The sequence below is a fragment of the Williamsia sp. Y844 genome, assembly GCF_056786475.1.
This window is the reverse complement of sequence record NZ_JBXCJB010000002.1, coordinates 1-17,259: the sequence shown is the minus strand read 5'-3', so window position 1 is coordinate 17,259 and position 17,259 is coordinate 1. Positions and strand designations below refer to the sequence as shown.

The following is a 17,259-nucleotide window of genomic DNA, read 5'->3' as shown; positions in this document are numbered from 1 at the left end:
AATGGCACCGGCGAGAGAATCATCTAGCGACGTCAATGTAGTGCGGTTGTGAAGCCAACTGTGCGGAGTCGGGCCGTTCGCTCCCCTACCCGACACGCCCTTGGTGGCAGCACAGATAGGATCGACCAGTAATCCGCTTCGGCCCGACAGCATGCGTCTATATGACAAGGCTCCACCCGTGCGGGAAGACTTTCATGCCTTCCTGGAGCCGTCTTGCCGTTGTACCGCAACTCTGTCGCTGGCGTTCGATCTCAGATCGAGTCCGGGAGTCTCGTATCCCTATTGACCGAACAGTTCCGTTTCCAGATTGGGTACAGCCCCTCCCCCGCGGAAGTCCGCTCGTGGGAGCGAAGCCTTGCAGTCCTCGCAGGCGATCTTGTGGATGCAGGTCTCGAGAAGGCCGAGCTTCTCGTCGAGTACCAGCTGCCGCTAACCAGCAAGCGTGCAGATGCGGTGATATGTGGTCTTCACCCAAAGACCGGTCAGCCCTCCTACGTGGTGGTCGAACTGAAGCAATGGAATAGCGCATCGGTCCTCGAAGGTACGGACGACGTCGTATTGCTCGACGGTGCTGGCGAGCGACTACACCCGGTCGAACAGGTGCGCCGCTATTGCACCCACCTGAGTGATTTCATCGCGACATTGGGCGGAAGTACCGATCAACTCGCAGGTGTCGCCTACCTGCACAACGCCACCGACATGGACATCCAAGACCTCTGGAAACTGCCACAGTCCGATACCGGACGTCTCTTCACCGGGCAGCGGCGCGGTGAACTGTTGAAGTATTTCAACAGCAAGATTTCAAACAAATCCGGTGCCGATGCAGCGGACCAACTGTTGTCGTCGGCCGTCCGTCCCAGCAAACAACTTATGGCCCTAGCCGCGGACGAGGTGCAGCGTCGCGAGCAATTCGTTCTCCTCGACGAACAGCAGACCGCGTACTCGTTGGTCCTGCGAGCCGTCGACGAGTCGTACCGGTCCAACACCAAAGAGGTCATCATCGTCACCGGTGGTCCTGGTTCGGGGAAGTCTGTCATCGCGCTGAGCTTGCTCGGTGAACTATCGCGGCGTGGCCGCACCGCGCTTCACGCGACCGGGTCGTCGGCGTTCACCATGACCCTGCGCCGAGTAGCAGGTGCTCGCGCACCGAGGGTCAAGCAAATGTTCAAGTACTACAACCAATTCATCGACGCCGAACCCAACGAGATCGACGTGCTCATCAACGATGAGGCTCACCGGGTCAAGGAAACGTCGACCAACCGCTACACGAAAGCGGCACTCCGCACTGGTCGACCACAGGTCGAAGAACTGATCGATGCGGCGCGGGTACCGGTCTTCCTGTTGGACGAGTTTCAGGTGGTTCGGCCGTCCGAGCGAGGAACCGTCGCGGACATCAGCGGCGCCGCCGAACGTATGGGATGCAAGGTGCGGATGGTTTCGCTCGACGGGCAATTCCGTTGCGGTGGCAGCCGCGCCTACGAGAATTGGGTGCTTCGTCTACTCGGCCTCGAACCGGGTGGACCTATCGAATGGATCGGTGACGAGTCCTTCGCGGTGCGGGTCTCCAACTCGCCATCCCTAGTCGAACACCAGCTGCGATCGCTTCTCGACGAAGGCTATTCGGCGCGAATAGCGGCCGGCTATTGCTGGACCTGGAGTGATCCGGTAAAGGGCGGCGGCCTTGTCGACGACGTCGTGATTGGCGACTGGAAACGCCCGTGGAACAACAAGAAGCAGACATCGCACGACGGTGCGCCCGGCACGCCCTACTGGGCGTCAGACCCGGCTGGCTTCAACCAGGTCGGATGTGTCTATACCGCGCAAGGATTCGAGTACGACTACGGCGGCGTCATCTTCGGACCCGATTTGGTGTGGCGGTCGGACCACTGGGAAGCAAGGCCTGAGTTCAACCACGACAACCAGGTCAAGCGAGGTAACCCAGATGGTTTCGACCGGGCAATTCGGAACACGTACAAGGTTCTACTGACTCGAGGTATGCGCGGAATGACGTTGTATTCGACGGATCCCGAGACGCTCGCCCTTCTGCAAACGCTGCTTCCTCATGACTGATTACGCTGGATCGAATGGAACCTTTCCAGATCCTCGCCCGATGCGCGTAGGAGATGTTTACAGGTATCCGCGCGGGTTTCCAGATTCTCAATCTAGCGTCGACGGCTTCCCAAACTTCTTCTTCCACACTGCAGCCCTCGGTGGCACGCGCTTGTCGTTGGAAAGTGGCATCAACCTCCCGAAATCGGTCGGAGCGGTGGATGGTGCACGCAGACCGGTTATCGCTCTGCGTTCCAGCCCCGCGAAAGCTGGCAGTGAAACTACGCCATGGCACGACGTATACAACCTCAATCACGGTCACGTGAGATACTTTGGCGACCATAAAGTGACGTCAGTGGGACCAGTCGGCAATACTCGGGGAAATGCTGGACTCCTTGAAGCTTCTTTGCTTCACAGGGCGCTTACCCCAGATGAGCGTGCCTCGGCGCCGCCGGTCATGATATTTCGCGCGGTCCCCGAAGGTGGCGTCGTTAAGGGGTACGTCGAGTTCTGCGGTATCGCTATCGTCGAGCGGGTCGAAACGCTCGTCCAACGCGATCCAAAAACTGGACAAAGCTTTGCCAACTATGTGTTTGACCTAGCTGTCCTTAGCACTGCGGCAGAGAGCGAGCTCGTCGACTGGAGATGGATCGACGACCGCCGGAATCCAGATCTGTCGTTGAAAGAGACACTTCGCTTTTCGCCTTTGGCGTGGCGAAAGTGGGTAACGGGCGGTGCCGCTGCACTCCCAAATGTGCGGCGACAGGTCGCGACCGACCGCCTTCGGTCGAAAACGGATCAGCAGCCTCAGCCGGGTTCAGCGGAGGCCAGAGTCCTCGAAGATACATATGCCTTCTTCGACGGCCGCAAACACGCGTTCGAGGTACTCGCCGCTAGAGTGGCCGCTGATGTCTTAGGTCGTCGCGGCGCACGCTACCGCGAGGGCTGGCTTACACGAGGGAGCGGAGACGGAGGCACCGATTTTATTGGGCGCCTTGATGTCGGGGACGGCCCCGCGATGACTTCACTGGTCGTCTTGGGCCAAGCAAAGTGCGTTCTGCTCGATTCTCATGTCAGCGCTGAACAACTCGCACGCGTCGTGGCGAGGCTCCGGCGTGGATGGATTGGCGTCTACGTCACCACGGGTGTTTTTAGCAAGGCCGCACAGACCGAAATGATCGACGACCAGTATCCGATAGTGCTGATCGATGGGCAAACTCTCGCCGAAACAGTGAGACGGTTAGCGATGGAAAGCTATGGGGGAGATCTGGAAATGTTCCTCACTCAGCTGATCGCTGACTATCCGCTTCGGATCAGCGCACGCCGCCCCGAGGAAGTCCTGACGTTGTAACCGGGAGCGCGATCGATTTGCCTTGCCCAAAGTTCCAGCTTCCCATTCGGCAGGCGCGCGACCGTACAAAGCTACGCGAGAAGTTCGCAAAAAGTTCCCGACAACTTTCTTGGTGAGGCCGTATTTTGTCCATGCGGAATGGAACTCACGCAGCGTTGCGTGAGTATGAGATCATGAGATGTTGTGTCGGCGGCGCCGACTAGTGAACTCAGCCTGCGACTGAGTCTTTGGGTGTGGCCCCCAAAGAGGTACTTCACCACGCGATTTTTGTTGAACCGCACAGGCTCGATCGCGAGTTATGCTGCGCGGTCGGCGTCTTTGTTAGCGATGGCGTCGAGGAGATCCTCGTGTTCGTGCCGGAGTCGATGGGGGGATCGCTGTCTGCCGGAGCACCCAGTACAGCCGGCCCTCGAGAGATTCGAGGATGCTCACCAGCAGGTCGTTCCGGGCGAGATCGCTGAAGTACCCGTGTAGTCGTGCAGGTGGGCGTATTTGTTCGGCAATCCTGCGGACCCGATTGCGCAACCCGTTTAACTTTGCTGCTGTTCAACAATCCATCGATGACGCGCCAACTGCGCCGCTTCCACCCGGCCGCACAGCTCCCGCAGCGGCACGTCGGTGTTCTCTGCGACCAACTTCCCTAACGCCTGATACTTGCTCACCTGAAAGCCGAACCGACTAACGAGGTAATCCCCCTCCTCCGAATAGATCGAATGTCCCAGGGGCACAACACCTGCCTCCCCAAAAGTCAACAAGCGTTCAGACACCCAACTCTTCGGTGGCGTGTATCCCGGGTTGAGGTAGGCCCGCAGGATGGGGCGCAACACCGACAGCACCTCGCCCAATCCGGCATCACCATAGCCGTAGGTCGATGCGTTGCGGCCGAGCGTCAACAGGTACTGCGCTGTCACGAAATCACCATCCTCAGGACGGGCTGCGACCGACCCACGCCCAAACAAACAGGCCTTGAGGGTCCGTAGCGGATCAATCGGGTCCGATCTCCGTGCCACCGCAGCTCGGCTGATCAACCCTTCCCCACCGACGACGCGTTCAACGACATGCTTGGCCGCGCTCTCGCTCTCAGCGACCTCGTCGCGCGCTGCTTGTCGATACCGGTCAATCAGCGCCAGTTCCCGCTGCCCGACGTGTTCTTCACGGGACGACTCCGGCGGCGGCTCCGCGACGATCTCGCGGCAGACCAGATCAGTCCCCTCCAAGCGAGTTACCATACGCAGCAAATCAATTCGGCGCACCTGGCCTGAATCAAGTCGCGTGCGCAGTAATACGATGCGGCCGGCCGGCACGTCCGGGCGCGACAGATACAGCGCCACCGTGTCCGCAAGGCGATCCGACGTCGCGTTGGCCGTCCACTTCCCCGGAATCTTCATCGCCGACTTGATCAAGGCATCGTCCCGCCACAGACACTCCCACGCTTGCTGGTCAGTCAGGTCGGGGCGCCGCACCAGGTCTCGCCAGGGCTGCCGTAGCGGGTCTGCGGTTTCAACCATCCACGCGACCATCGGTTTCGGCAATACGGCTGTGGCTCTGCACAATGCCTGCATCACTGCTTCCATCGGCGCTCCTTGCGGCAGGGGTCAACAGGGATTCAACGGTGCCCGACGCTAATCGGACCGCGATATTGCGCATCCGCGGCTGCGAGCGTGGCTTCAGTCCCCCGCCGGAGGGAGAAGCTCATCCGGGTAGCGGTATTCACACCCCAGGTCGTTGGGGCGAGCGCGTTCCGCAGTTGTCGCGAAACCAGGTGACGCAAGCATCAGCGACGAGTTCCGGGTCACGACTGAACAGATAGCCGTCGGTGCAGTCGTCGAAATGGTCGTTGAAGAGCCATCGGTTCAGGGGCAGATTGTCGGACGAGTAGTCGGCGATCAACAAGTGGCCGAGCACCGTTCGCGACCGCCGGAGCACCATCACACCGCCATCCAGCATCTGGACCTGAACACACGTGACGTCGACTTCGTCGTCGGCGTCGTCGTGATAGACGTAGTCACTCGGACCCATCTCGAAGATGAAGCCGACTGGCTTGTCGGTGAGCGACTCGACGATCCATGTCGCCATGTCTGACCACTCGTGCACGTCCGACGTCTGGTCCGATTCTTCCATGGTGGCCTCCCCTCAACCGATCTCTGAAGACAAGATAGCGCCGACTACCGACAGACGGCGGCACTCGCACCGTCGAGGCCGGCAACGTTCGGTTCGCATGTCTGGAACCACCGCAGTACACCCGCTCAATGCCACGTTGACTCCGTGCAGCAGCTGGCTTCGGGACTTGAACCTCAGCTCGTCCGAAACTGATGCAGCATAGTTTCCCTCGCTCGTGATTCCGCCTTGCGTGCCGTCCGCTAGACACTTGTGCCGATGATCCGAGACGACCACAAGAGGGCGGATCGCCGTGATCACGACGCCAACCACAGGGATCGAGACTTAGCCGAACCACACGGCTTTGCCCTGAACTCAAGGCAGTTTCACCAGAGATAGAGAAGGCCGGAGACTGCAGCTCCCACGAATCCTGCGCCACCGAATGCCACTGCGGCCCAATCCCCCTCGAACACCCGGTACCCGTACGACCCGAGCGCTACACAGGCGAGACAGGCAACGAGCGGAGCAGCGATCCATAGAACCGGAATCATGAAAATGATCAGGTACACGAGACCGAAAAACACGAATCCGAGCACGAGACCGCTGATGGCCCGTGCTGCCTCGCGTGCTGTCACGGCATGTACCTCCTTGACCCAAGCTGGCCTTCCCGTCGCGTGAGTTACGCCATCTTGAACACAACAGATGCAATACCTGAAGCGGCGAAACTGGCCATGGGGCCCAGTCCAGAGGGAAACAATGCCAGCGACTTCGGCTGCGGGGATTGGAGTCACCAAATGAACAACCCATGTACCGACCCGCTCGAGCATAAACAACAATCAGCCGCCACTCGCCCAATAGCCCTCTCAACGGCAGCTGACATCACGCCACACTCACGGTCGCCGCGCTCGCAGACGTGAACGTCGTGCAGCTAGAAAATGACGCGCCCCAGCAATGACCAGCCCGATTAGTGGAACCAGCAGGTAACACGTGCCGATGAAAATTATCGTGCCCCATATGAAGAAACCTACGAGAATCGATCCTATAAAGTCCGAAAGTGAATCGGCGGAGTTGTCGCTCAAGAGACCGATCGCCATTGCAATGGTAAAGCCCGCTGCACAAACCACGTATGCCACTGGTATCGCCCACAGCATCGACGATCCCCACAGCCGCAAAAACCCTGACCTTTTCGACTTCATTCCTGAATCTCGACAATCTTGACTTTCGGCGGATCGCCTGGTGAGCCGAGCTCAGTTCCTACGACTGGGGCAGAACCCTGCTGGGTGCCCGGATAGCCCATCTGTGGAGGGGCTTTTGGAGGTGCTCCAACCTGAGGAACATCGCCCCCAATCTCGTGGTTAGGACCCTTGGGAAGATTCGCGAGTGGACCCCATTCCCACTGGGTCGCTTCATGACTCACCAACGTAGACGACGTGCCGTCGGAGTTGTATTGGTAGATCTCCGCCGACGGAAAACTGCCCACCTTCCCGCCAACGTCAACTGTTCCGTCCGCGTTCGGCTTCACCGTGACGTCGCCCTCAACACCAATCCCAAACCTTTTCCCGAGCTCAGGTTGATAGGTGTCCGTCCCAAAGTAGTGAGTTCTTACTGTGCCGTCGGGGGCCTGCGCAACTCTAACTTCTGGAATATCCGCCTTCGGCACGTTTGGCCCACTGGTCACAACTGTCGGGTTCTGACGAGCGACCACTACCCCGTTCTCGTAATCCACGTAGATCGAAACACGAGAGTGTTCTGCGTCGGCGTTGGCATCGGGACCACGATTATCGCCTGAGTTATTCGGGAACGCTCGCCCATCAATTACGTCGCCGGGATTCAGCGTGATGTTCTGAGCCTCTTCCCCCGGAATGTATAGATTGGTTCGAATTACTCCGTGGCCCGGCACGGGGTTGATGGTTCCAACCACGACATTTGCATCCGCACCTCGATACTTTGGGTCATAGGTCTCTGAATCCAGCGCCTCGGCCATGCGCCACTCGTTCTCGGTCAGGGGGACACGGCCGTAGACTTCTTCGAAGGCGCTGACCTGGTTCTGGTGACGATTAATGCTACTTTCGCCGATTGCATCCGGTGTATCCCGAAGATCGGTTGTGGGTAGCTGGCCATCTGCACCTCGGATTGCGGCGGCGAGGCTGCCATCTGCCCGATCAGCGGCGAGCAACAGATTATTCACTCTTGCCTGCAGGTCACTAAGAGACGCGTAATAGTCGGCCTTTGCTTGCTGCGACCAGCCATGCATCGATGACGGGCTCGGGTCGCTGACCTTTCCCGAAACCGAATCAATCGCAAAACCATGAGTATCCGCGTCAGCACGGATACTTCTCAGCGACAACTTAACCGCTGAAATCTCGCCGGCCGCAGCCTTAGCTGCGTAGGCCACAGCCAAGGCTTCCATAGAGTGCCGGCTCAGGTCGAGGCGAGTCTTTCCAATAGACTCCGATGCTGCGTCGGCTGAATCCCCAGACCAGGATGTGAACACATCTAGGTTTGCCAAACCCATCGAGGTGTCATCGCAGTGTGCGGCAGTCGCCGTGCAGATTGAGAACACCTGCTCAATCTCTGCTGTGCTCCAACGGTCAACGTCGGCAATCGTGATCGACATACCTGACTACAGATCCAACGGGGTCTTACGAATTGTCGACAACTTTTCAGCGCTCTGCTGTTCGAGGCCCGCAAACTCCGTGTTAGCGCCCGCCAAACCGTTTGCGTGTTCTTCGATGCGTTTGGTCAAATCCCCGGCAGTTTTACGCCACCGGTCCAAGACTACTGAGAGCGCATCTCCGGACCTCCCGGCCCACCCAGATTCGATGGATTCCCCGAGCCGTGCATGCCCCGTCTTAAACAATTCCTCGCTATCCGCATGCCACGTCGCTAGCTTCGCAGCACTCCTGAGCATGAGCTCAGGGTCCACACCAAACTGAGACCCCACTAGCACCCCCCAGCGCCGATCAGAACCTCTGCTCTGATTTGTCCGTCGAACTCTACCTGCTCATCGACGACGGTCAACGGCCGGTGCCTGAATGTTCAAGTGGCTGGTCCGCTTCGATCCGAAGTGAGCAGATGAGCTGTGGCTCTTCGGAGTCACGTACGACGACTCCGTTTCTCATGGTCAAGTTGCCGCCAAATCTAATCCTCTTGCAGCGAGTAGGCACGCCCAAGAGTGAATTGGCAGCTTTTCCCTCAACTCCACCGACCCACCTCCCGCTCACCATTGTATTGAGCGGCAAGGGCTATCGCACTGATCAGTACTGGCATGAACAGTTCGATGGCCTGCCGCTGTCGACGGCAGCCCGCGATTTCCTCGGCGCTACCGCCGACGGCAGTCCACGCTTGTTCCATACCTTGCATCTGACTGATCTGGTCGGCGCAGATGCGCGCATACCGGCGCAGCATCGGTGTGTTGCCTCTGCACCCGCGGGCGATCTCTTCAGGTGTCAGGGCAGATCGATCACCGCGGGAGTACCGGTCGACCATATCGATCAGACGCTCCGGAACCTGGTCGAACAGCATGCAGTCGACATCGTTCTCCGCCTCGGGTTGGAGTTGCTCGATCATGTCGATCGCTCCATCGCTACAGAACTCTTGCCACGCCCGCACCGTCGCCAGGAGATTGGCCTGAGAGAAGACAGCGGCCTCCATCGCGCGGACCGCGAACACATGGCCTTTGGTGACCACGATCGAGATGTCGGGCCAGCGCGACGAGTGTTCGGCGATCACCGCACCGAGCAGATCCATGTCCGGAATCTGGTGCGCCAGCACCGTACAGAACTCGAGTCGTAGTGTCTGCGGCGACACCAGAATGTTGGTGTGGAGACCCTCATCGGTGACCAACCCAATTACCTTCTGGTCGAGCGTAACTCGTTCCCCGAAGCGCGCGGCCAGGATCTTATAGGTCATGTCCAGCAAATGTGGCGCATCATCGGGCACATTGCCCACCGATGCGGCCGCAGTCCTTTTGACTCCCCTGGCCGGCGGTATGACGGAGGCAGGCGCTTGGAACTGTTCACCGGCCCGGGCCGGCGTCTCGGGTAGCGGAGCAGCCGGGTAGCGCACCGTCAGGACCGTCGGATTGTCGAACTTCCACACCTGCCACAGTGATCGGACAGCGGCCGAAACGAGCTTGTCGACACTCCGCTTGCCAACCTCGTGGATGATCACGCGGTTGCGCAGCAGCCGCCAGCCCTGCCCCAACAGGATGAAGCGTTCGGCCCGCGCCACCGAAAGCGCGCCGTTCAACTCGAAGGCCACGAAGGCCATCGGATCGATCGTGCACCGCAGCCGCCCGGATCCGGTCAGCGTGAATATCAGCAGCGGGTGGTAGCCCCCGACCAGATCGGTGCGTGCCACCTCGATGAACGCGTGGCGTTTGAGAGTCGCCACCCCGGCGGCCAACTCCTCGGCGAACAGGCTCCAGGTGGCGCGCTCGCTTGTGTCGAAATTGGTGTCGTCCCCAAAATCCAGTGTTGCCATGGTGCCCTCCCCAGCGCCGTCGATCATCGGCGATGACCTCGTGGCACACGGTAAAACAGGCCTACGACATCGCGGTGCGCACCGAATCCCCGCTGCAATCCGCGATCCTGGTTGCTAGGTGCCCGAATCCATTCTGCGGAGTCGGACCGGCAAACCGTCGGCCGGCGTCGGACCGGTCCCCCAGGCCATCAACGGAACATAGGACGGAGGTACCGTCCATTGGAAATCGAGGAGCACACGATGCAGGATTGCTTTGACAGTCAGTGATGCGAAGTGCATACCGATGCACTTGTGCGCACCGGCCCCGAAGGGTGACCACGCATAACGGTGTATCCGCGTCATCGTCTCAGGGTCGTCAAAACGACTGGGATCGAACTCATCTGGCCGATCCCACCACGTGTCCAGTCGCATTGATGTGTGCACACCGAGGGCGATCTCGGCGCCCTTGGGAATGAAGTGTCCCAGAATGCTGGTGTCCGCGGTGGCTTGCCGAAACAAAGTGCCGGCAGGTGCGTACATCCGCAGCGATTCCTTGAAGGCGTTGTCGAGGAGCTGCACAGCGTTGAGGTCATCCATCGACGCCTCGTCGGGCAGCGCTTGTACTTCCTCCCGAAGTCGTTGCTGCAGTGCAGGATCCTTGCCGAGGTGGTACATCAGCATCGACAGCGCGATGGTGCTGGTGTCGTGGGCCGCCATCAACAGGAAGATCATGTGGTTGACGATGTCTTCGTCGGTGAAGGTACTTCCCTCGTCGGTCTGCGATTGGCACAGCACGGTGAGCAGGTCGTCGCCAGTACTATTGCGCCGCTGGGGAATGGCGCTGCGGAAGTAGCGTTCCAGGTAGCGTCGACCGTGCAGGCCACGCGACCATCGCCCGGGCACAATCGGTTGGCGCACAACAGCTTGAGCCCCAAGCACGGCGTCGTCGAAGGCGTGCGACAGTTCGCGTGCGGTCGCCCCGTCGGGAGATTCACCGATGAACACCTGGCTCGCGAACTCCAGCAGAATGTCTTTCGTGCGGTCGTACAACGGGACCTTGTCCCCCGACGTCCACGATCCCAGGGTTTTCGACACCAAGGGACGCGACAATGCGAGGTAACCCTCGAGTCGCGGTCGGGTGAAGGCCTGCTGCATGATTCGCCGGTGGAAGAGGTGTTCGTCGAAGTCGAGGAGCATCAGGCCACGATGAAAGAACGGGCCAATGACGGGCTGCCACCCGATTTCGCTGGAAAAGACCCTATTCTTGTCCAGCCAAACTTCTTGGAGCGCTTCGGGACCCGTCACCGTGACAATCCGGAACCCCAGGGCCCCAGTCCACGACACGGGACCGAACAGCTCGTACCGCTCCCGCCCGAAGGCCAACGGATGCGCAACACTCTCCATCACGTGGCCCAGGCCGGGCACACCATAGCTGCCCATGACGGGCTTCAGGTCACTGCCGGGCGGAGGTTCTGCCAGCGGGCGCACCGGCGACGGGTAGACCGAGGCGGCTCGCGCGGCCGCCCGTTGAAACCTGTCGGTTATCACCGCCCGGGAGGGCAATAGTGAACTCGTCATCGGGACATACCCACCACTTCAGATCCGGTGCGATCTCGTGCCAGTTGGTTCTGCTCGGACGGTACCAGCGCGAGAGGTGCTGTCAAGGATACGGCGGAGATCAACAGCCTTCTGACCAGAGGTGACCGGCCGTACGATCGACATGCCGCCCGTTGCGGCACCAACCTCCATCAGCGGACTTCACGCCCGCTCGCCGGCACGACGAGGAGCGGAATGCCAGTACTCGGAATAGGCGGAATCTTCTTTCGCGCAAAGGATCCCGACGCGCTGAACGCCTGGTACCGCGAGCACCTTGGCGTCGGAGCCGGATGCGTGGCCCCAGACGCCGGCCATGCCGACGAATGGTCGTGGCAGGTACAGGGCGGGCCAGTTGTCTTCTCGCCGTTCGAGTCGGGCACCGACTACTGGGCAGCGGACAAGCAATACATGCTCAACCTCCGGGTCAGCGACATCGCCGACCTACTCGACCAGCTCACAGCCAGCGGGATCACGGTGATCGTCAAGCCCGAATGGGATGCAACACCCGAGATCGGACGGTTCGCGCGAATCCACGATCCCGAAGGCAACGCGATCGAATTGTGGGAGCCACCGCCATTGAAATGAGACTAGGACATACGTAGTATGCATTTCGTAGGCTATAAGCCTACTCTTTGCTTACTGGAGGTGCTATGGCTTCGCAGCGTGCGACCGCGCTACCCGCTGCCCTTGCGCGCCTACCGCTACGAACAATACGGCCCCAAGACGCCGCAAACGCCTACGCACACCCACGACCGGAACTCGCGCGGCTCGTCGATCGCGGCGTCGTTCACCGCACCGCGCCTGGCTACTACATCGCTGTCCCTCAGCAATATCAAGGCCGGACATGGCTACCCGAACTCGAGGCCGTCGCCGCAGGGATCGCTGGGGCCATCTATGGCCCAGAGAACGCAATTTTGATGGGTGTCAGCGCTGCCCGCGTCCTCGGTGCGTTGCCGAGAGTACTGGCAACCGCGTTTGTGGCGGTACCAAAGCAGCATCGAAGAATCGAGTTAACTGATCGGACGGCATCGATTCGGTTCGTCAAACGGAACACCACCACTGTGGACGCAGAGAAGGTGACAACCGCGTTGGGTCCGGCGCTGGTGACCACCCCGGAGCAAACCATCCTCGACCTCGCCCGTAGGCCCTCGCTCGGTGACGCAGAGGTCGACGTTCAAGCTGCAATATCCACCCTGTATCGGCGTGCTGACCATGACCGACTCACCGAGTTGGCAATCTCGCAGAGACTTGGTGCGGCCTTGCGTCGCGCCGAGAGCTGGACCGGCGTCAAAAAGTGAATCTGGACGAACGTGATGTTGTCGCCAAACAGTTCGGAGTCGCACCCGGACAAGTCGAGCGCGACCACCTGATTTCACACGTCTTGGCGTTTCTCAGCGGCAATTATGCTGACAAACTCTATTTCATCGGCGGAACCGCGTCGGAGCCATCAATTCCGATGCGGCCGAACTGTTTCGCCGTTTCGGACCGACCGCCCGAGTCCCCGGCCCGTTCTTGTTCGAAACACCGCCTACGGAAGAATCCTGGCAAGCGCAGCTCGCCGGTCAGACTCGTTTGACCGTCTCCGCTGCTGATGCACTGGAACGAGTCCGCGAGGCATAGCGGGCTGCTGCACGAGCATGAAGCGGGCTGATGGCCCGAACTGCTGGCCTGGGTCCGGTCTCCAGGCAACCGCTTTGCGGGGCCGGCGAGACACCGCTCAGTGGTACAGCGCGTCGATCTCGTCAGCGAACCGGTCGGAGACCACGTTCCGTTTGATCTTGAGGGTGGCGGTGAGCTCGCCGTCCTCTTCGGTCAGGTCCCGGACAAGGATCGCAAACTTCTTGACGGCCTCCGAATGGGAGACGGTTGTGTTCGCGTCGTCGACCGCAAGCTGCAGCGCCGCAAGCAGTTCCGGGTCCGCCCGGAGATCTTGGGCCGTAGCACCGTCGGCCTTGCCGTTCTCAGAGCCCCAGTGCGCCAGCACCTCCGGATCCACGGTCAGCAGCGCAGCAATGAAGGGCCGACCGTCACCGACCACCACGGCCTGTGAGATCAGCGGATGTGAACGCATCCGATCCTCGAGCGGCCCCGGTGAGACGTTCTTGCCGCCTGCAGTCACGAGCAGGTCTTTTTTGCGGCCGGTGATGGTCAGGTATCCGTCGTCGTCGAGGGCACCGAGGTCACCGGTGCGGAACCAGCCATCATCGAACGCGTCGGCGGTGGCTTGCTCGTTGTGCCAGTAGCCGTCGAAGATCACGCCGCCGGCAAGCTCGATCTCGCCGTCCTCGGCGATGCGGACACTGTTGCCACCCATCGGCTGCCCGACGCTGCCGATCCGTTGTGCGCCTGGCACATTCACGCAGTGCGCTGCCGTCGACTCGGTCAGTCCGTAGCCTTCGTAAATCGGCACGCCAACGCCCCGGAAGAAGTGGCCCAGACGCGGCATCAGTGCGCCGCCGCCCGAGATTGCAAACCAGCAATCGCCGCCGAGCGCCGCCTTGAGTTTGGAGTACACCAGTCGATCTGACACCTGGTGCTGCACCCGGAGCAGCAGGGACGGCTTGCCGGTATCGAGCGCCTCGCTGTAGCGAACGGCAGTCTTCTCGGCGAAATCGAAGATCGCTTTCTTGGGCGCACCGCCCTTGGCCGCGGACTGGGCGGCAGAGTCTCGGACCTTCTCGAACACCCGCGGCACACCGAGAATGGTGTGCGGCTTGAACCGCGAGAACTGTCCGACGATGGTGCTGAAGTCCGACCAGTGCGCCTGCGTCCCGCCGGCCTCGAACATCGCCAATGACACCGCACGGGCCAGTACATGTGCGAGCGGCAGGAACGTCAGCATCCGATTGCCGGGCTTGGCGACCGTGCCGATGCTGGCGGTGAGGATGCCGCGGACCTCGGACAGGAAGTTTCGGTGTGTGAGCCGGCAGCCTTTCGGGCGGCCGGTGGTACCGGAGGTGTACACCAGTGATGCCAGGTCATCGGCCCGGATCTGCGCGATCCGGTCCTGCACGCTGCTGTCACTCTGCTCGCGGCCGGAGGTGACCAGTGCGTCGACCGCACCATCATCGATGGCCAGCGCGTCGACGCCGACGTTCGCGAACGCCGCTGTGTGTACTGCAGATTCCCCGATCGCCAGCACCGCACCGGAATCCTCGACGATCCACCGAATCTGATCCAGCGAGGAGGAGTCATAGATCGGGACCGACACCGCCCCGGCGGCCCAGATGGCGAAGTCGAAGAGGCTCCACTCGAAGCGGGTGGCAGACAGCAACGCCACCCGGTCCCCCGGCTGCACGCCGCGCTGGATGAGTCCCTTCGCGACGCCTGTCACCAGCTCGGCGAAATCGGTGGCGGTGACATCGCGCCAGGTGTCACCGTCCGGGCGGGAGAACAGGACCAGATCCGGTGTCTGCTCGGCGTGGCGGTAAACCGACCGCACGAGGGCGTCGTTGTCGGCGATGGTGAAGTTTGCCTTGGCCTTGTACTCACGCACAGTGGTCATCTCCGGGGGTCTCAGTACCCGTGCGGACGGGCGTGGTTTTGGAACGGAAGTGGTGGAGCATGGTTGCGAACTCAGCGACGTCGCCCGTCGACCAGTCCTGAACGCGGGCTTGAACCTGCGCAAATCGCTGACGATCCGCGATCGCGAGAACATCGCCGCCCAGCTCAGTGAGCGTGAGCGGGTGTCCCTGGCGTAGTGGACCAGGTTCCACGAGGATCCACCCGGAGTCGACGCATTGCCTGAGTTGGCGCGACACCGTCGAGCGGTGAACCTCGAACGCGTCCGAGATGTCAGTGGCACGGCAACCGGGGTGACGCGAGACGTACGACAGAACCGAGTGCTGCGCAAACGTGGCCGATCCCTCGGCAGGACGTTCGCCCGTCATCACCTCACGGACCAGGTGCACCAACTCCTCGTGCACCTTCGACACTGCCCCACTTCTATCGTGTTGCATTACGCAACTATAACGCTGCGGGCGTATGGGTCCGCCGCCGCCCGCCATACACCCATCAGCGCCTGACACCGACTCAACGAATCGCAGAACCGTTCCACAAGACATCAAAGAACTGAGCTGCCATCAGTTCTTCCTTCTTGTTCCGGCTGAGTCCCAATGCCTTGCGGTATTTCAGGACATGCTGCAACGACAGCGCTGAATACAGGAGCGGGAGGTGATCATGCGGCTGCTCGTAAACTCCACCCGCGCCCCTGGCGGCAGCGAGATCGGAACGCGCACGGGTCGGATGTTTCAGCGCGTCGCGCAACACCGCAGATTTGATCGCCTTCTTACGCCCAGGCGGAACCACAACCGGTCGGTCGGGGTGAGGCCCGAATAACGCAGCATCGAACTCCTCAGCCGTTGCGACTGTGCAGCCGGCCGTCGGACGCGGATTGCACTCGACCATATGGTGCACACCATCGCCGGTCATCAGGTAGTCGAAACTGATCTGGCCATGCCAATCCAGTTCTCGCGCAATGGTTTGCGCAGCGTCCAAGGACTCCGGTGAATCCACCGATTCGTAGACGATGCCACCGCGGTCGTCGATCGTGAGCGCGTGCTCGTAGCACGAATGCAATACGACCTCACCGTGCTGAACCACGCTCCAGCTGCAACGGTCGACACCACGCAGATACTCCTGGACCAACCATGGGTCTTCAGGTGTGGGAATGATGTCGTCGAGCGATCCTTCCCCGGCCAACGGGCCGGAGTTGGTGATGACGTCCAGCCCACCGCGCCCAAAGGCCGCGCGAGCGAACCAGTGCTCCCAGTGCGTCACGGCCTCGCGGAGCTCATCGTTCGACGTTGCAACAATCGAAGTGGCCACCGGAAGGTCCAACCCCTCGCACATCGCACTGAAACTAACCTTGTCGTGGACCTTCGCAAGCGTCTCGAAAGATGGGAAAAACAGTTCGGCGCGCCCTTCGAAACGGTCACGGTACGCGGCGAGGTAGAACACCTCCTCGAACATCGGCAGCAGCCAGTTGATCTGATGCTTGTCGATGAGAGCGTCGACCGCGTCGATGAACGCGGCGGTTTCCTGCGCCGGCGCAGGCACCTGCACGTGCCGTGCGGCGCCACGCGAATGACTTCCAGGTGAGGCCCTGAAGGTGTCGGCTGCTGTGACGTCACGGCCGGCCATCCCTAGCTTATGGATTTCGTCGACTGCGAACGGCATGCGCGACGTGGTCACCAGCAGCCGAGGCTCAGGGGTGCTCATGTCCTCGGATACTACGCACCCAAGGCCGTGAAGGTGTCCGAGATCGACAACCTTCACCGACTCCGTCTTGGAGATAGCAAAATACCCTGCATTCGGAACCAATAAAGGACCCGAATACAGGGTATTCGCAAATTGTGTTCGGCGGTGTCCTACTCTCCCACACTTATTAAGGTGCAGTACCATCGGCGCTGGTAGGCTTAGCTTCCGGGTTCGGAATGGGACCGGGCGTTTCCCTACCGCTATAGCCGCCGTAACAATGTGAAACCATCACACAAACTAACCATCAAACGATTAGTGCTGATCATTTGTTTGTTTGTGTGTTGTTTCAGATATTGCACAGTGGATGCGTGACTTCTAAGTCATGTTTTGGTTGTAAGTCCTCGGCCGATTAGTACCAGTCACCTACACCCGTTACCGGGCTTCCAGTTCTGGCCTATCTACCCCATGGTCTGTAGGGGGCCTTAACCACGCAAAGGTGGTGA

Annotated in this window: 15 protein-coding genes and 2 rRNA genes; 5 read left to right on the top strand and 12 right to left on the bottom strand. The window is 60.5% G+C overall.

Features of this window, described 5'->3' with window-relative positions; all coding sequences use genetic code 11:
• The first annotated feature begins 213 nt into the window (after positions 1-213).
• Positions 214-2,070 carry a DNA/RNA helicase domain-containing protein gene (locus AC1TQG_RS12540; RefSeq protein ID WP_482137364.1) on the top strand — a complete coding sequence of 619 codons (1,857 nt, stop codon included), beginning with the start codon at positions 214-216 and terminating at the stop codon, positions 2,068-2,070.
• Entirely contained in the window at positions 2,063-3,400 is a 1,338-nt protein-coding gene (locus AC1TQG_RS12535) for a restriction endonuclease (protein WP_482137363.1), read from the top strand. The genes AC1TQG_RS12540 and AC1TQG_RS12535 overlap by 8 nt, the downstream gene beginning before the upstream one ends.
• A 530-nt stretch (positions 3,401-3,930) precedes the next feature.
• On the opposite strand, the gene AC1TQG_RS12530 is transcribed toward AC1TQG_RS12535, so the two are convergent.
• The 3 genes from AC1TQG_RS12530 to AC1TQG_RS12520 form a co-directional block, all read right to left on the bottom strand.
• Positions 3,931-4,974, bottom strand: coding sequence for a hypothetical protein (locus AC1TQG_RS12530; protein ID WP_482137362.1), 1,044 nt, complete (start codon positions 4,972-4,974; stop codon positions 3,931-3,933).
• Between the two features lie 136 nt (positions 4,975-5,110).
• Positions 5,111-5,521: a hypothetical protein gene (locus tag AC1TQG_RS12525; protein ID WP_482137361.1), complete on the bottom strand. Its 411-nt coding sequence runs from the start codon at positions 5,519-5,521 to the stop codon at positions 5,111-5,113.
• Between the two features lie 362 nt (positions 5,522-5,883).
• Positions 5,884-6,132, bottom strand: a complete 249-nt coding sequence (locus AC1TQG_RS12520; protein ID WP_482137360.1) for a hypothetical protein — start codon at positions 6,130-6,132, stop codon at positions 5,884-5,886.
• Between the two features lie 358 nt (positions 6,133-6,490).
• Between AC1TQG_RS12520 and AC1TQG_RS12515 the strand changes: the two genes are divergently transcribed.
• Positions 6,491-6,715 (top strand): hypothetical protein, encoded by a 225-nt coding sequence (locus AC1TQG_RS12515; protein WP_482137359.1) that lies wholly within the window; start codon positions 6,491-6,493, stop codon positions 6,713-6,715.
• On the opposite strand, the gene AC1TQG_RS12510 is transcribed toward AC1TQG_RS12515, so the two are convergent.
• From AC1TQG_RS12510 to AC1TQG_RS12495, 4 genes are all read right to left on the bottom strand, one after another.
• Complete coding sequence (locus AC1TQG_RS12510; RefSeq protein ID WP_482137358.1) at positions 6,690-8,114, bottom strand: hypothetical protein; 1,425 nt, start codon at positions 8,112-8,114, stop codon at positions 6,690-6,692. The two genes, AC1TQG_RS12515 and AC1TQG_RS12510, sit on opposite strands and share 26 nt — an antisense overlap.
• A gap of 6 nt (positions 8,115-8,120) precedes the next feature.
• Entirely contained in the window at positions 8,121-8,423 is a 303-nt protein-coding gene (locus AC1TQG_RS12505; protein WP_482137357.1) for a WXG100 family type VII secretion target, read from the bottom strand.
• 269 nt (positions 8,424-8,692) lie between these two features.
• Complete coding sequence (locus AC1TQG_RS12500) at positions 8,693-9,982, bottom strand: TY-Chap domain-containing protein (RefSeq protein WP_482137356.1); 1,290 nt, start codon at positions 9,980-9,982, stop codon at positions 8,693-8,695.
• A gap of 114 nt (positions 9,983-10,096) precedes the next feature.
• Complete coding sequence (locus AC1TQG_RS12495) at positions 10,097-11,539, bottom strand: cytochrome P450 (RefSeq protein ID WP_482137355.1); 1,443 nt, start codon at positions 11,537-11,539, stop codon at positions 10,097-10,099.
• A gap of 213 nt (positions 11,540-11,752) precedes the next feature.
• Between AC1TQG_RS12495 and AC1TQG_RS12490 the strand changes: the two genes are divergently transcribed.
• Positions 11,753-12,142, top strand: a complete 390-nt coding sequence (locus AC1TQG_RS12490) for a VOC family protein (RefSeq protein ID WP_482137354.1) — start codon at positions 11,753-11,755, stop codon at positions 12,140-12,142.
• Between the two features lie 65 nt (positions 12,143-12,207).
• Positions 12,208-12,855, top strand: coding sequence for a type IV toxin-antitoxin system AbiEi family antitoxin domain-containing protein (locus AC1TQG_RS12485; RefSeq protein ID WP_482137353.1), 648 nt, complete (start codon positions 12,208-12,210; stop codon positions 12,853-12,855).
• Between the two features lie 419 nt (positions 12,856-13,274).
• Here AC1TQG_RS12485 and AC1TQG_RS12480 read toward each other — a convergent pair whose 3' ends face one another.
• From AC1TQG_RS12480 to AC1TQG_RS12460, 5 genes are all read right to left on the bottom strand, one after another.
• Complete coding sequence (locus AC1TQG_RS12480) at positions 13,275-15,053, bottom strand: AMP-dependent synthetase/ligase (protein WP_482138717.1); 1,779 nt, start codon at positions 15,051-15,053, stop codon at positions 13,275-13,277.
• A complete protein-coding gene (locus tag AC1TQG_RS12475) occupies positions 15,046-15,516 on the bottom strand; it encodes a MarR family winged helix-turn-helix transcriptional regulator (protein ID WP_482137352.1) in 471 nt (156 codons plus the stop codon). The genes AC1TQG_RS12480 and AC1TQG_RS12475 overlap by 8 nt, the downstream gene beginning before the upstream one ends.
• A gap of 73 nt (positions 15,517-15,589) precedes the next feature.
• A complete protein-coding gene (locus tag AC1TQG_RS12470; protein ID WP_482137351.1) occupies positions 15,590-16,777 on the bottom strand; it encodes an ATP-grasp domain-containing protein in 1,188 nt (395 codons plus the stop codon).
• 136 nt (positions 16,778-16,913) lie between these two features.
• Positions 16,914-17,030, bottom strand: a 5S ribosomal RNA gene (rrf, locus tag AC1TQG_RS12465).
• Positions 17,031-17,144: 114 nt separating this feature from the next.
• Positions 17,145-17,259: ribosomal RNA gene (locus tag AC1TQG_RS12460) — 23S ribosomal RNA — on the bottom strand; the annotation flags it as partial.

Coding starts and splice junctions, on each gene's coding strand:
- AC1TQG_RS12515 (WP_482137359.1), top strand. CDS start 6,491: ATGAAAATTATCGTGCCCCATATGAAGAAACCTACGAGAATCGATCCT.
- AC1TQG_RS12490 (WP_482137354.1), top strand. CDS start 11,753: ATGCCAGTACTCGGAATAGGCGGAATCTTCTTTCGCGCAAAGGATCCC.
- AC1TQG_RS12510 (WP_482137358.1), bottom strand. CDS start 8,114: ATGTCGATCACGATTGCCGACGTTGACCGTTGGAGCACAGCAGAGATT.
- AC1TQG_RS12535 (WP_482137363.1), top strand. CDS start 2,063: ATGACTGATTACGCTGGATCGAATGGAACCTTTCCAGATCCTCGCCCG.
- AC1TQG_RS12475 (WP_482137352.1), bottom strand. CDS start 15,516: ATGCAACACGATAGAAGTGGGGCAGTGTCGAAGGTGCACGAGGAGTTG.
- AC1TQG_RS12470 (WP_482137351.1), bottom strand. CDS start 16,777: ATGAGCACCCCTGAGCCTCGGCTGCTGGTGACCACGTCGCGCATGCCG.
- AC1TQG_RS12500 (WP_482137356.1), bottom strand. CDS start 9,982: ATGGCAACACTGGATTTTGGGGACGACACCAATTTCGACACAAGCGAG.
- AC1TQG_RS12530 (WP_482137362.1), bottom strand. CDS start 4,974: ATGGAAGCAGTGATGCAGGCATTGTGCAGAGCCACAGCCGTATTGCCG.
- AC1TQG_RS12495 (WP_482137355.1), bottom strand. CDS start 11,539: ATGACGAGTTCACTATTGCCCTCCCGGGCGGTGATAACCGACAGGTTT.
- AC1TQG_RS12485 (WP_482137353.1), top strand. CDS start 12,208: ATGGCTTCGCAGCGTGCGACCGCGCTACCCGCTGCCCTTGCGCGCCTA.
- AC1TQG_RS12525 (WP_482137361.1), bottom strand. CDS start 5,521: ATGGAAGAATCGGACCAGACGTCGGACGTGCACGAGTGGTCAGACATG.